Source organism: Methanocaldococcus vulcanius M7, assembly GCF_000024625.1.
Lineage (GTDB): Archaea > AGJL01 > Methanococci > Methanococcales > Methanocaldococcaceae > Methanocaldococcus > Methanocaldococcus vulcanius.
The window spans coordinates 1042284-1055853 of the sequence record NC_013407.1 but is presented as its reverse complement, the minus strand read 5'-3'; the positions used below and the strand labels follow the sequence as shown (position 1 = coordinate 1055853).

The 13570-nt window shown below is 31.7% G+C and carries 15 protein-coding genes; 3 read left to right on the top strand and 12 right to left on the bottom strand.

Annotation, left to right across the window (positions count from 1 at the left end; genetic code table 11):
• The first annotated feature begins 90 nt into the window (after positions 1 to 90).
• Positions 91 to 846 carry an NAD+ synthase gene (locus METVU_RS05255; RefSeq protein WP_015733154.1) on the top strand — a complete coding sequence of 252 codons (756 nt, stop codon included), beginning with the start codon at positions 91 to 93 and terminating at the stop codon, positions 844 to 846.
• An 11-nt stretch (positions 847 to 857) separates the two neighbouring features.
• Here the strand turns inward: METVU_RS05255 and METVU_RS05250 are convergent, their stop codons facing one another.
• The 6 genes from METVU_RS05250 to hypE form a co-directional block, all read right to left on the bottom strand.
• The gene (locus METVU_RS05250) at positions 858 to 1271 is read right to left on the bottom strand and encodes a nascent polypeptide-associated complex protein (protein WP_015733153.1); all 414 of its coding nucleotides are present in this window, start codon (positions 1269 to 1271) and stop codon (positions 858 to 860) included.
• A 119-nt stretch (positions 1272 to 1390) separates the two neighbouring features.
• Positions 1391 to 2224 carry a UbiA family prenyltransferase gene (locus METVU_RS05245; RefSeq protein ID WP_015733152.1) on the bottom strand — a complete coding sequence of 278 codons (834 nt, stop codon included), beginning with the start codon at positions 2222 to 2224 and terminating at the stop codon, positions 1391 to 1393.
• Between the two features lie 44 nt (positions 2225 to 2268).
• Positions 2269 to 3942, bottom strand: coding sequence for an adenine deaminase (gene ade, locus METVU_RS05240; protein WP_015733151.1), 1674 nt, complete (start codon positions 3940 to 3942; stop codon positions 2269 to 2271).
• Between the two features lie 126 nt (positions 3943 to 4068).
• Positions 4069 to 4620: a hypoxanthine/guanine phosphoribosyltransferase gene (gene hpt, locus METVU_RS05235; protein WP_015733150.1), complete on the bottom strand. Its 552-nt coding sequence runs from the start codon at positions 4618 to 4620 to the stop codon at positions 4069 to 4071.
• Positions 4621 to 4694: 74 nt separating this feature from the next.
• Positions 4695 to 5282, bottom strand: coding sequence for a PCI domain-containing protein (locus METVU_RS05230; protein WP_015733149.1), 588 nt, complete (start codon positions 5280 to 5282; stop codon positions 4695 to 4697).
• Between the two features lie 75 nt (positions 5283 to 5357).
• The gene (gene hypE, locus METVU_RS05225) at positions 5358 to 6365 is read right to left on the bottom strand and encodes a hydrogenase expression/formation protein HypE (RefSeq protein WP_015733148.1); all 1008 of its coding nucleotides are present in this window, start codon (positions 6363 to 6365) and stop codon (positions 5358 to 5360) included.
• A gap of 258 nt (positions 6366 to 6623) precedes the next feature.
• Here hypE and METVU_RS05220 point away from each other — a divergent pair, with 258 nt between their 5' ends.
• A complete protein-coding gene (locus tag METVU_RS05220) occupies positions 6624 to 7715 on the top strand; it encodes a site-2 protease family protein (RefSeq protein WP_015733147.1) in 1092 nt (363 codons plus the stop codon).
• A 1-nt stretch (position 7716) separates the two neighbouring features.
• Here the strand turns inward: METVU_RS05220 and METVU_RS05215 are convergent, their stop codons facing one another.
• Both METVU_RS05215 and surE read right to left on the bottom strand, forming a co-directional pair.
• Positions 7717 to 8739, bottom strand: coding sequence for an adenylosuccinate synthetase (locus tag METVU_RS05215; RefSeq protein ID WP_048196832.1), 1023 nt, complete (start codon positions 8737 to 8739; stop codon positions 7717 to 7719).
• A gap of 388 nt (positions 8740 to 9127) precedes the next feature.
• The gene (surE, locus tag METVU_RS05210) at positions 9128 to 9940 is read right to left on the bottom strand and encodes a 5'/3'-nucleotidase SurE (protein WP_015733145.1); all 813 of its coding nucleotides are present in this window, start codon (positions 9938 to 9940) and stop codon (positions 9128 to 9130) included.
• Between the two features lie 162 nt (positions 9941 to 10102).
• Here surE and METVU_RS05205 point away from each other — a divergent pair, with 162 nt between their 5' ends.
• The gene (locus tag METVU_RS05205) at positions 10103 to 10912 is read left to right on the top strand and encodes a DUF7839 domain-containing protein (protein WP_015733144.1); all 810 of its coding nucleotides are present in this window, start codon (positions 10103 to 10105) and stop codon (positions 10910 to 10912) included.
• Positions 10913 to 10950: 38 nt separating this feature from the next.
• On the opposite strand, the gene METVU_RS05200 is transcribed toward METVU_RS05205, so the two are convergent.
• The 4 genes from METVU_RS05200 to METVU_RS05190 all read right to left on the bottom strand — a co-directional run bounded on the left by METVU_RS05200 (position 10951) and on the right by METVU_RS05190 (position 13432).
• Positions 10951 to 12042, bottom strand: coding sequence for a permease (locus METVU_RS05200; protein WP_015733143.1), 1092 nt, complete (start codon positions 12040 to 12042; stop codon positions 10951 to 10953).
• Position 12043: 1 nt separating this feature from the next.
• Entirely contained in the window at positions 12044 to 12217 is a 174-nt protein-coding gene (locus METVU_RS09085; protein WP_015733142.1) for a hypothetical protein, read from the bottom strand.
• Positions 12218 to 12428: 211 nt separating this feature from the next.
• Positions 12429 to 12683 (bottom strand): MTH895/ArsE family thioredoxin-like protein, encoded by a 255-nt coding sequence (locus METVU_RS05195; RefSeq protein ID WP_015733141.1) that lies wholly within the window; start codon positions 12681 to 12683, stop codon positions 12429 to 12431.
• Positions 12684 to 12874: 191 nt separating this feature from the next.
• Positions 12875 to 13432, bottom strand: coding sequence for an MBL fold metallo-hydrolase (locus METVU_RS05190; RefSeq protein WP_015733140.1), 558 nt, complete (start codon positions 13430 to 13432; stop codon positions 12875 to 12877).
• Positions 13433 to 13570: the final 138 nt, after the last annotated feature.

Here is a 13570-nt window from a genome sequence, read left to right as displayed (position 1 = left end):
TAAGCATTATAATAATTATAAAATAATAATTATAAATAAGGCATTAATAAATAAATCCAAATATAGGGACATCTCTAAAGAGGAGAAACTATGAAAAATGAAGTTGACAAAATCGTTAAATTTATAAGAGATAAGGTAGAGGAAGCCAGAGTTAACGGAGTAGTTATTGGATTGAGTGGTGGTATTGATTCATCATTAACCGCTTATCTGTGTGTTAAAGCCCTTGGAAAAGATAGGGTGCTTGGAATTATAATGCCTGAGAAGTATAGTAATAGGAAAGATATTGAACATGCCATAATGGTTGCTAAATCTTTGGGGATAAAATATATAATTTCAGATATAACAGATATTTTAAAGGCATTTGGAGCGGGTGGATATGTTCCAACAAGAGAATTTGATAAAATAGCTGACGGTAATTTAAAGGCAAGGATAAGAATGTGTATTCTTTATTATTTTGCAAACAAGTATAATCTGCTTGTTGCTGGAACAGCGAATAAATCAGAAACGTATGTTGGTTATGGAACAAAACATGGAGATATTGCATGCGATATAAAGCCCATTGGGAATTTATTTAAAACAGAAGTCAGAGAGATGGCAAAATATTTAGGGATTCCAAAGGAGATAATTGAAAAACCACCCTCAGCAGGTCTTTGGGAAGGTCAAACTGATGAGGATGAGTTGGGAGTTAAATATGAGACCCTTGATAAGATATTAAAGTGTTATGAAGAGGGAATGAACGCTGATGAAGTAGTAAAAAAACTTGGGGTTGAAAAGGAGGTTGTTGATAAGATATTTAACCTTATAAAAAAGAACGAACATAAAAGAACTCTTCCTCCAACTCCTTAAATTTAATATTTTTAATTTTCTTTTTCTTCTTCTAATTTTACAATGGCCTCTGCAATGTCTCCATTGCACTCCTCTAAGACCTTCCTTGCAACGTCTTTTGATACATTACACTGGTTTGCGACCAATTCTATATCTTCATCTGTTATTTCAATTTTAACTTCTTCACTCTCGCTTATTTCTTCTGCCGTTTCTTTTTCTATTTTTTCTTTTTCTATTTTCTGTTTTTTAGGTCTTCCAGTTATGGAGTATGTTTTAACCCCCAATATATCCATAACTTGAACTTTTGGTTCCTCAAAGACCCACTCTTCTTCATCAAATACAAATATTACTTTCTTAACGTTTAAATCTTCAGATTCCATTCCAAAGTCCTTCATCATCTTTTGCATCTTTTTTAACATTCTTGGATTCATTTTACCGGGGAACATAATGTTTCACCTAAAAAGCGTTTGATGGTATTTCAAAAAGTTGGAAATTCTTTTTGACTATTCTACTTTCATCTTCTTTTATATCTTACCGCTTTTATAATTTTCGTTATTTAAAAGGTTTAAACTGCACCAACCAAAAACGCAACGAGGACTATATTCATTATAATTTTTAATAATTTTGAAACCTTTGATGCGGTTTTTTTGGTTGGATTTTTTAGCAAAATAATTATTGCCCAAAGAAATAATATATCACAGAGTACTATCAGTATGAGATAGGAAATACCAAATACTCCAAATATGTAAGGGAGGGGGCTTAAAATAATCGCAATTATGATTAAAAGGGATGCAATAAATAAAGATTTCTCTTTATACATTATTGGAAGTGAAACCACACCTTCTTTTAAATCCCCCTCCATGTCTTCAAAGTCCTTGATGATTTCTCTACCCCATATTGAAAATAGAGAGCAAAGGAATAATATAACGACTGGATAAACGTTTTTCCCTGCCACACCTCCAAATAAAAAAACTGATCCTGTTAAGTATCCAACTAAGAAATTGCCGATCGGTTTATACTTCTTATACTTTTTTCCATATAGGTAGAGAAAGATTGAGTTTATAATCGCAATTATTAATGCATATATATTTATAAAAACAGATAAAAATAAGCCCGTAAAAAGCAGTAAAAAAGAGAAGAATTTTGCTTCTTTTAAAGATATTTTTCCTGATGGTAATGGTCTGAATGGCTTGTTTATTTTATCTATTTCAATATCAAAGATGTCGTTTATTACGTTTCCATATGCACATATAAAAAACACTACTGAATACACCAAAATAATTTTAAAAATATCGATCTCAAAATTTGAGGAGATTAAATATCCAATAACTCCTCCAAATGAGGCAGTTATACAATTCTTTATCCTGATCAGCTCTAAATAATCAGAAAATTTTCCCATGTAGATCCCTTTTTCTTTGTTCGTTATTTTAAGCTTTTTATTTTTTATAGGAAAAGATCCACTTTTTCCATGTTTTTAATAAGCCCTATGTCAGTTATTTTCAACTCTGGAATGACAGGAAGTGAGAAAAAACTCATACTTAAAAATGGATTTTCAAATACGCTCCACTCGTGGATCTTTTCAGAGAGTATCTTCATCTTATTTAGCACATAGTTCCCGTCATCTCCCATAAGCCCCCCAATTGGTAGAGGGAGATAATCTACAACTTCTCCATCTTTAACTGCTATAAATCCTCCTCCAATATCTTTTAATTTATTCACTGCAATCGAAAGATCTTTTTCATCGTTGCCAATGGCTATTACATTATGAGAGTCATGAGCATAGGAAGAAGCTAATGCCCCACAATTTAAAAAATTGTAAATCAATCCTTTTCCAATATTTCCAGTGTTTTTATGTCTCTCGATAACAAATATTTTATTTATTACGTTTTCTTTTAGTAGAAGTTTAACCTCTTCGACGCTGAATATTAATTCTTCTGTTATTAACGAGTCCTTAATTGGTTTTATTACCCTAACAAGGCCGTCTCTTTCCCTATAATCAATTCCTTTAATTAAAAACTCCATTTCTTTTTTATATTGATAGTTCATCGTGTTTAAAAGATTTTTTGGAATATTTCTTTTTTTAATTTTATTTAGGTCATTCAAAATCTCTTCCAAAAATTTTCCCTTTATAATTATATCACAAACTTTAAAATTATTAAGATCTTCAAATATCACAAAACTTGCTTCGTTTCCTGGCTTTATTCCAACGTCCAATCCAAAATAATTACCAGGATTTACCGTAACCATTTGTATTGCCTCTATTGGTGAGATGTAGTTAGTTGCTTTTCTTAGTATATTAAACATATATCCATCTGCCTCTTTAATACAGAGATCGTCGCTAACTAACATTATATTCCGAATATCAGAGATCTTTTTACGTATTTTTAGTAAGTAAATATTTTTAGATGCAGTTCCTTCTCTAACCATTAATTTTAATCCTAATCTGAGTTTTTCTAATGCTTCCTCTTCTTCTACACTTTCATGATCACTCATTATCCCTGCTTTTATATATTGATTAAGTTCTCTCCCTCTTAACTTAGGACAGTGTCCGTCTATTAATTTTTTATATCTCTTAGCAACTTCTATTTTTTTCAATATTTCTTCATCCCCATTGATCACTGCCATATAATCCATTACCTCTCCTAATCCCAAAACGTTATCTAATATTATTAACTCCTCTATATCTTTCGCAGTTATTTCCCCTCCGCTGGTCTCTAACTTCGTTGCTGGAACACAAGAGGGGATCATAACATAAACATCCAAGATTTTTGCATTATTTAACATAAATAAAATTCCTTCTTTTCCTGCAACATTTGCTATTTCATGAGGATCTATGACAACTCTACTAACTCCACTTTTTAGAGCAAATTTTTCAAACTCAGAGGGAATTACGTGGGATGATTCAATGTGAATATGCCCATCTATAAATGTAGGGGATAGGTATTTACCTTTTAAATCAAAAATTTTAATATCCGAGTTATTAATTTTTTTACATAGTTTTTCAATATCGTTTTCTAAATCCACGAACACGATCTCTTTATTTTCAAATCCAACATTCCCTTTAATAATCTCTCCACTATAAACATCCACAATGTTTGCGTTTTTTAAAACGATCATCCTTTATCCCTCTATTAAAAATTAAAAATAGTAATAATAAATAATAACAGCAATAGCACGAAATAATTAAAGAGAGGGTTTATAGACCAAATACTTCAAATTAATTACTAAAATGAAATGATTTTTTTAGAGTATAACTACTTCTCCATCTACAACATCAATTTTAACTAAGGTTTTTATTTTATAACCAGTTTTTTCCTCAACTATCTTTTTTCCATCCCCTCTTTCAATAACGCAAATTATATCTTTTATCTCAGCTCCTGCTCTTTCTAACGCGTTTATTATAGCAATCATAGTTCCTCCTGTGGAGATAACATCATCTATGATAATAACTTTATCTCCTTTTTCTATTCCATTTAAGTAGAGTTGTCCCTTGCTGTATCCTGTTGATTGAAATACAGGAACTTCTCCTGGTAATTTGTATTCTCTTTTTCTCATGATAACGTAAGGGATGTCAGTATATAACGAGAGTGTAGTTACCAGTGGAATACCCATTGCCTCAGCCGTAACTATCTTGTTAACTCCCTCAAAGTTTCCTATCTTTATTATTCTTGTTGCAACTTCTCTTAACAATTTTGGTTCTACAAGAGGAACCCCATCACTTATCGGATGGATAAAATAATGGTATTTGCCTCTTTTAACAATTGGACATGATTTTAACGTTTCTTCTAATAACAACGTTTCACCTCCAAATTGAAAAAATTTCCATATTGAATAAAAAGAGTATTAAGTGTTAAGATAGTTCCTCTCATTTATAAAACCTTGTATATGTGTGGTCGGGGCTCGAATATATCTCCCGAATTTATAAGATCAGATAGACAGTTTTCTAATTCCTCTTCAGAAATGTTCAATTCTTCTACTAAATCTTCATATGTTATTTCCCCTCTCTCTTTTATGATCTCCAATATTTTATTTTTTATAGTATCTAAGTCCCTACCTGTTATTTCATTAAATACCTCTTCTTCCAAATCATCTCCAACATCTTCTGCTTTAAGTAAATATTTCCTTGTCTTTTTTATTTCTAAGTTCCTGAGTGTTGTCCATTTCTCATTTCTTCTTTTAACGATTTCTGCCATAAGGTATTTCTCTCCATTGTATGTCTTAGGCCTTCCTATTATATCCACTACATCACCTTCCTCAACATAGATGGGCTTTTCTTCAAAGTATCTAACATTAACTCCATCCACATAAAAAGAGATTATCCCACCAACATTTACATTTTCTACTCTTCCTAATATTCTAACTCTTCTTAATTTTTTTCCCTCAAGAATTAAAGCATTATCAACTACCTCATTATTTAAAAACTCTTCTGGATAAATTTTATAAGCAACATATCTCATTTTTCCACCTCTTTTTAGAAGAAAGTTTAACAGGATTTTTAAAAAGTTTCATCAAAACTTTTAAAGATTTAACAATTAGCAGACCCTTGGGATTGGATCACCAATAGGCATATCAACTATTCTTCTCCCAACGATTGTTTCCATTACAACTCCCTTATGTTCTTTTGTAGCATAGCCGATAATCTCAGCGTTTTTTCCTAATGGATGTTCCTTCAAGATCTCTAAGCATCTTTCTGCATCTTCCTTTTTAACTGCCATAACTACTTTTCCTTCATTTGCTATTGTTAAAGGATCTAAACCGAGTATGTCGCAGAGTGATTGAACTTCTTCGCTTATGGGAAGTTTGTCTTCAAAAATTGTTATTCCAATATTACTTTTCTCCGCCATTTCATTTAAGGCATCCGCTAAACCTCCTCTTGTTGGATCTTTCATGGCGTTGATTTGAATTCCTTCACTTAAAACTTTCTCTATTAGTTTGTTTATTGGAGCAACATCTGATTTTATATCTGTTTCAAAGTCAAAACCTTCTCTTGATAATAAAATTGCTAATCCATGTTCTCCTATGTTTCCAGAAACAATTATTGCATCTCCTTCTTTAACACCACAGTCCCTTATTGCTTTTCCTCGATCTACGATTCCAACTCCTGCGGTTGAGATTATAACATCATCAACTCCATCAGAAACTTTTGTATCTCCCGTTATTATCGCTACTTCTGCTTCTTTGGTTGTTTCATTTATTGATTTGATTATTTTTTCAAGATCTTCTAAGTTAAATCCCTCTGGAATAATTAAAGATAAAGATAAAGCTAATGGTTTAGCACCCATAACTGCCAAGTCATTTACAGTTCCACTTACAGCCAATCTTCCAATATCTCCTCCTGGAAAGAATATTGGCTTAACCGTATGCCCATCAACTGTAAAAACAATCTCTTTATCTCCTATTGGTATCGTTGCAGAGTCATCCAAACTCTCTAATCCAATGCCTCCATTTACTGATGTTATTTCTAAATTTTTTAAGATGATATTTTTTATGAGATCTTGCATTATCTTCCCGCCAGCTCCGTGCATTCTTGTTATTTTCATTATATCAACCTCAGAAAGTAATAAGATTCTGTTATGGATAATGTTTTAATATCAATGGGAAATTGATGGATTGGAAAACGTTTATTAAAATATTACTAAAAAATTTATTGTTGAAAAATTTTGTAATATAAAGTAAATATTGACTGATATATGACTTACATTAATACTCTTATACCTTTAACATAAATACTTCTCATTTATTAATTAATGTTTTAATATAAGTTTTAATACACTTCACAATATAACGGAGGAAAAATGATGGATTCATCTAAAATTATTGTTATAATCGCGATAATAGTTTGGTTGATACTTTATAGTGTAAGGGACTCTATAAATTTAAAAACATATGGAGGAGTATTTGGAATTTTGAGAACTAAGATTGGATTAAAAACAGTTGAAAAGTTAGGAAAATATAAAATTTGGAGAAAAATAGGGATTTTTTCCATTCCAATATGTGTTATAATCGGATGTTTTATGCTACTTAACCTGTTAGAGATGAGTATCAAGCTTATTTCAGGAACTCTTCCAAAAGAGGCAGGAAAACCTGTTATATTTCTATTTGGTAATGTAATACCTTGGATTCCCGGAATTATTGCATTGTTGATTGCAGTTTCAGTCCACGAATTAGCCCATGGGGTATTTGCGAGGTCTTTTGGAATAAAGGTTAAGAGTTCCGGGATTCTGTTGTTCTTGGGATTTCCATTAGGGGCATTTGTAGAACTTGGAGATGACTTTAAAAATGCAGAGAAAAAAGTTAGAGGAGCTATTGCCTCAGCAGGGCCTCTTGCAAATCTCATAATCTTTTTAATATCAATCCCAATGTTATCATTTACTTACTCCTTACCAGCAGAACTTAAAATAGTAGGTCTAAATGATCCTGCATCAAAATTTCTTCATGAGGGAGATATTCTCTATTCAATAAATGGGAAAAAAATAACATCGTTAGAGGAGTTTAAAAATATTGCAAAAACAATACAGCCAAATAAAGTTTATGATGTTGGAGTTATTGAAAATGGAAAAATTAAGATCTACAAAATTCAATCATCTAAGGAAGGAAAGCTTGGGATTATAGTGGCTCCTTCTGAACCCCTATCTTTACTTGTAAACACCATCTATTGGACATATTGGTTTAATTTTTTACTTGCATTATTTAATCTTCTTCCAGCCATGCCGTTAGATGGATTTCACGTGTGGAATGCTCTTCCAGAGTTATTAAAAGAAAGAAAAAATAAAATTTTATCTAAAATTGGGAGCTTTTTAGAACTCCTGATAAATGAAAAGACGCTGAGTTCTATGACCTTCTTAGTATGGTGGATCATTTTGGGAAGCATTTTATACTCAATGTGGTAAATTATAACTTTTCACTTCTCAAATCAATTGTTTGATGCATCTCTGGACCTGTAGATATTATAGTAACAGGAACGCCTGTCTCTTCTTCAATTTTTCTTATAAACTCTTTTGCCTTTTCAGTTAAAGAGTTGTAGTCAGTTGCTCCATAACAATCTTTATCGTATTTATCTAAACCTGTCAAAGCGATCTGGGTAGCTCCATTCAACCGACAAGCTTTTCTTGCCAGTTCAAAATCAAAGTAGCCAACTCTTCTCCTTCTTCCTGTAACTGTTCCGTATTCAACAATTCCAAGTTTCTCCGCTTCCTCTAACGACATTTCTGTTGGAAATGGCCCTGCTCCTACTCTTGTAGGATAACTTTTGAAAACAACTATAACCTCATCAACTTTTGTAGGGCCAATTCCAACATCCGCAGCAAAGGATGAGGCAGTTGTGTCTTTTGAGGTTACGTATGGATAGGTGCCATAATATAAAGAAAGTAGAGTCCCCTGGGTTCCTTCGATTAAGACATTATCTCCTCTCTCTAATGCATCATTAACCTCTTCCGATACATCTCCTAAAAAGTCCTTTAATTCTTCAACATCTTTTGCCTGCTTTAAAACCCTCAAGACCCTATCCACGTTAGCAGGCCCACATCCACTTCCAGTGGTTCCGATCTCCTTGGCTAAGTGCTCATCTTTTCTATCCATAATCTTATGCTTCTCTTCAATAATTCCAGATCTGTAATCTACTATCAATCTCTCTTTAATGTTAAATTCTTTTAGCATTTCAACTTCTTTTAATAAAACCTCTGGATCTACTAAAACTCCTGCTCCTATGGCTAATTTTGCCTCCTTGTATGGAAATCCGGTTGGTATCATTCTAATTCCATAACTCTTTCCTCCAATATTTACAGTATGTCCTGCATTTGGACCTACTCCTCCTCTTGCAATAATTGACGGCTTATCTTTATCGCAGATGTAGCTTATTATTTTTCCTTTTCCTTCATCTCCCCATTGTCCTCCGACTATTATTGTGCAAGTCAATAAAATCACCCTTTCCTCTGTTCAAAACCTTATATTTATTTGTGATCGTGATATTTAAAGTTAATTAACATTAAAAATTTTTAATCTATATAAGGATAAAAATGAAAAAATGAAAAAAATGTTAAATATTTAGTGAAGAGATATGATTAAGGATTTTATGATAAAAGGAATAAAAAAAGAAATAAAATTAAAAATAATAAAGATAATTAAATTAAGATAAAAAATTTAATATGCCTTAAACTTGTTTTAAACCTTACTATCACATTTTAAGACCTATTTAACCATATTTTAGTTATTACTGTAATATCATTGAGATTAAAGGGTTAATTGAGTTAATAAATCTAAAATGTATTTCTTTAAATCTTTAAAAAATAAAAAATTTAAAAAACTATTTATCCATCTTGCAAAGAACCTCTTTATACTTATTTTTAAATTCATTCAAATTTTTAATTGTTGTATCTAATGTTAAGGGAGTTATTGATATATGTCCTTTTTTTCTTAAAACATAAACGTCTGTATCTTCTTCCTCTTCGAATATTGGATAGCCATCAATCCAGTAATAACTCCTACCTCTTGGATCTATCCTTTCTTCAACATGTGTTGTATACATTTTCCTTGCCAGTCGTGTTATTTCCACTGGGGTTTTTAAGGTTGCGTTTTCAGGAATGTTTATATTTAAAACATCGCAGGGCATATCATATTTTACATACTTTTCAGCAATTTTTGCAGTGATCTTCGCAGGAATTTCAAAATTTATCGGAATATCAAATTCTTTAAATTTTAAGTGATCAGCTGTCATTTGTAGAGAGGAGGCAATTGCCTTTGCTCCATGATGTGCCGCTTCAAACGCAGCCCCTAATGTTCCAGATGTCATTATTTCTGTTCCTAAATTTTCTCCAATATTTATTCCAGAAATAACCAAGTCGGGAACTTTTTTTAGTATTTGATAAATTCCTAATATCACACAGTCAGTTGGAGTGCCAGAAACAGCATATCCAACAATATCATCATTCAACTTCACTTTTGTCATTCTTAATGGTTCAAATAAGCTTATTGCCCTTCCAATCCCACTCTGCTGATTTGTTGGAGCAACTATCGTTATCTCTGCATTTTTAAACTGTTCTTTTAGAGCGTTATATAATGCTATAAGTGAAGGGGAGTAAATTCCATCATCATTAACTATAAGGATATTCACGATCATCACCGAATTAAAGTTATCTTTAACATTTAAATATCATCAAAAGTATATGTATTTTTAGTAATTAAAACTTTCCGAGATCTCGATCTTTGTATTTACTCTCAAAGCATGGCATTAAAAGATCAACGATCTCAAAACATTTTTAATAGGATAGAGAGGGAAAATATGAAAAAGAGAAACATAACTGAATTTCAGGTCTTATCTGAAATTATAAGAAAACAACCTCATATAAAACAGAAAGAGATCGCTGAAAATTTGGGAGTGACAGTTCAAGCTGTCTCAGAACATATAAGAAATTTAGTTAAGGAAGGTTATGTAAAATCAAGGGGAAGAGGGGAGTATGTAGTTACTGAAAAAGGACTGAGAAAATTAAAAAACTGGATTTCTGAGTTTAGGGACTATTTAGATGAAATAAACACTGCTGTTTATAGGTATAAAGATATATGGCCTGCTATTGCCAATGAGGATATTGAGGATGGAGAGATCGTTTATCTTTTTATGAGAAGAGGGCTTTTATATGCTTCAAAAGAGCCGAAAGGAAAGGCAAAGGCAAAAGTTCTATATGGAGGAAAGAAGGGAGAGGATATATCTATTTGCGAAATTAAAGGGATCATTGATGTTCCAAAAGGAAAAGTTATTGTATTTAGAATTCCTCCTGAAGTTGTTGGTGGATCGAGGGCTGTTAATTACGATCTTATCAAAGAGAGTATGGATGAGTTAGATAACTATGTTATTGCTACTATGGGAACAGTTGCCTACGTGGTGGCAAGTAAACTAAACGTTGAACCAGAGATAAGGTTTGCAGTTCCTGAAGCGATTGTAAATGCATGCAATAGAGGTTGTAATGTCATTGCATTGATAACTGGAAAGATGGCAGAGAAGGTTATAAAAAAGCTTGATAATTCAAGAATAAGCTATACAGTTTTAGATGCTACAAAGGAAAAGGAAAAGAGGCAAAATATAAAGATAAAATAAAATAGATATATAGTTAACTGAATATTTATTAACCAAATTTATGACAATAGATTTCCAGCAAGGTATCCGCATAGTGTGGAGAAGAACACCACCAAACCTAAGTAAGTCAATGCCTTTGTTTTCCCAAGGACTTTCGATATGGTTAATATCGTTGGAATACTCAAACTTGGTCCTGCAAGAAGTAGTGCCATTGCAGGACCTACATTCATTCCCAAATCCATTAACGCCTTTATTATTGGAACTTCTGTTAATGTAGCGAAATACATTAGAGCCCCTATAAAAGACGCTACAAAATTTGAAGATAGCGAGTTGTCTCCAACATACATAACAATATATTTCGGAGGGATTATGGCCTTTATTGCCCCTGCTATTGCAACTCCAAGGATTAGAAGAGGAAATACAATTTTTAATAAAGAAAAGCTCTCTTTAAGCCATTTTTTTATTTCTTCCTCTCTAAACCATATTTTTACTGATACTGCTAAAAAAACTCCAAGAATTATAAACAACAGGTGTTTTAATAGAAAGTTTCCGAAGATGGGGGTTGAAAGTGCTGGAAATAGTTTTGGAGAGGCAGTGATTACCAGAAGCATTGAAAATTGAAGGGCAAAGAATATTACTGTTTGATACATTGGTCTTGATGATATGCTTTTAGTTTTAGGAACTTTAAATTTTCTTTTAAGATCGTGATCTTTGAATATAAGACCCATAGATAGCCCTATCAATACAGAAACAAAAATCGCAAAAACCGCTCTTAAAAATCCAATATCCCATCCGAGTAGAGCAGCGGAATAAAAGATGGCTAAAACATTTATAGCAGGACCTGAAAATAGAAATGTCGTGGCAGGACCTATCCCTGCTCCTCTTTTATAAATACTGGCAAATAACGGAAGAATCGTGCAGGAACACACTGCCAACAATGTTCCACTTATTGCCGAAACAGTGTAGGATATATATTTTGGTGTCTCAGATCCGAAGTATTTTATTATAAAGTTTTTGTTTATCATAGAAGCGATTCCTCCTGCCATTAAAAAGGCAGTTAGGAGGGCTAAAATCCTATTTACATTTAGGTAGTTAACTATTGTGTTTAACATAACGTTAAAAATGTTTATGATATATTGTATTATGTCCATTTTATCTCCTCCTAATTTTTCTCCTCCCTTTTAAAGAAGTATAATCGTGAACCATTTTTTCTCCACAATCAGGACAGTTTGGAAGTTCAACTTCGGATGCCATACAAGGACATACATCCACTTTAAATCTCATCCTTTTACCACATTTTGGACATATTAAGTTCCAAACGATCATTTTTTCCCTCCAAAACCATTAATCTTCTTAGTTAAAGCATGTAGAGCACATGTATTATAGATTATTTTTATAATTATTACTCTATTTATTATTCTATTCATATGTGCTATTAAATTAATGATTACACACCCTATAACTTTTTTATAAAAATATTAAGAATTAGAATTAAATAAAAATTAAACGAAAACAAATTTGTATAAATGCAAGATTTTTATCCTTCTTTTTCTTTTAAATATTCGAGAAGTTCCTCTTTTATTTCCTCAACTGATGGTGTCTCCCCTTCAAAAACTAAAAGATCGTCAAATGCAATTCCGGGAGTAAAAAATACCCACTCAGCAATCTCATTAATGTCTGAAACCTTTATAATCTCTGCCTCTATATTGAGTTCTTCAACTGCCTTTTTAACGTTCTCATACGCCTGATCACATTTTGGACATCCTGTTCCAAAGACCCTTATAACGAGCATACTATCTCACCAAAGTTTTAGATTTTAAAAATAATATTTATAGTTTTTGATAAATTAATTAATTTTGATATTTTTAATATGATATTATATATTTAAATATATGTTAAAATGATAAGTGTTGTTAACAAAACAAAAACAAATACCCTTTCTATTAAAAAATACGTTATTTGGTTAATTTTTGTTAATTTAATTCATAACAACTCCTCCTTATAAACAATTCCCTCATGCCCAGTAATTACATTTTTTCTTAGACATCTAATTTTCTTTAAACTCTCTAACGCTAATTCCTCATCTACATTTAAGTTTGGAGGGATCATCTTTAATATATTATTTTTTAAAGGAGAGGCATCACCAACAACAACATAATCTTTATAGATAACCGATATACTACCGTAAGTATGCCCCGGAGTTTCAATAATCTTAATCTCTTTATCTTTAAACTTTTTAAAATCTTCAAAGTTGTCATTAAACCCGAACTCTTTTGGAGAGGCATAGAAAGTAGCGTTTTTAAATATTGGATTGTTTTCTATATGATCGTAGTGAAGATGTGTATTTATAACAACATCTATATCATTTGAAGAGAGATTTAAGTCAGACAATGCCTTAATAATCTTATATCCCATATCCCTTGTTGAGGTATCAACAACTATATTGTTGTTATTTGTAATAATTAATGTTGATGAGGATGATGCCTTTTTAATTATTCCATTTTCTCTAATTAAAATCCCTTCATATAGAAGCTTTATCATAATTTCACCATTCAAACTTATTGAAGGAAAATATGAAAAATAACAAGTTAATATAATATTTGACTAAATGATATTAATAAATCTGATTTTGTATCATTATTTATACGATTTAATGCTTCCTACATTTAATACTATCAT

Bases quoted from the DNA above. Each gene is read 5' to 3' on its own strand.
- surE (WP_015733145.1), bottom strand. From the start codon at position 9,940: ATGATCGTGAATATCCTTATAGTTAATGATGATGGAATTTACTCCCCT.
- METVU_RS05195 (WP_015733141.1), bottom strand. From the start codon at position 12,683: ATGCTCGTTATAAGGGTCTTTGGAACAGGATGTCCAAAATGTGATCAG.
- ade (WP_015733151.1), bottom strand. From the start codon at position 3,942: ATGATCGTTTTAAAAAACGCAAACATTGTGGATGTTTATAGTGGAGAG.
- METVU_RS05190 (WP_015733140.1), bottom strand. From the start codon at position 13,432: ATGATAAAGCTTCTATATGAAGGGATTTTAATTAGAGAAAATGGAATA.
- METVU_RS05245 (WP_015733152.1), bottom strand. From the start codon at position 2,224: ATGGGAAAATTTTCTGATTATTTAGAGCTGATCAGGATAAAGAATTGT.
- hypE (WP_015733148.1), bottom strand. From the start codon at position 6,365: ATGAAAATAACAAGAATGCACGGAGCTGGCGGGAAGATAATGCAAGAT.
- METVU_RS05205 (WP_015733144.1), top strand. From the start codon at position 10,103: ATGAAAAAGAGAAACATAACTGAATTTCAGGTCTTATCTGAAATTATA.
- METVU_RS05220 (WP_015733147.1), top strand. From the start codon at position 6,624: ATGGATTCATCTAAAATTATTGTTATAATCGCGATAATAGTTTGGTTG.
- METVU_RS05200 (WP_015733143.1), bottom strand. From the start codon at position 12,042: ATGGACATAATACAATATATCATAAACATTTTTAACGTTATGTTAAAC.
- METVU_RS05255 (WP_015733154.1), top strand. From the start codon at position 91: ATGAAAAATGAAGTTGACAAAATCGTTAAATTTATAAGAGATAAGGTA.
- METVU_RS05230 (WP_015733149.1), bottom strand. From the start codon at position 5,282: ATGAGATATGTTGCTTATAAAATTTATCCAGAAGAGTTTTTAAATAAT.
- METVU_RS05250 (WP_015733153.1), bottom strand. From the start codon at position 1,271: ATGTTCCCCGGTAAAATGAATCCAAGAATGTTAAAAAAGATGCAAAAG.
- METVU_RS09085 (WP_015733142.1), bottom strand. From the start codon at position 12,217: ATGATCGTTTGGAACTTAATATGTCCAAAATGTGGTAAAAGGATGAGA.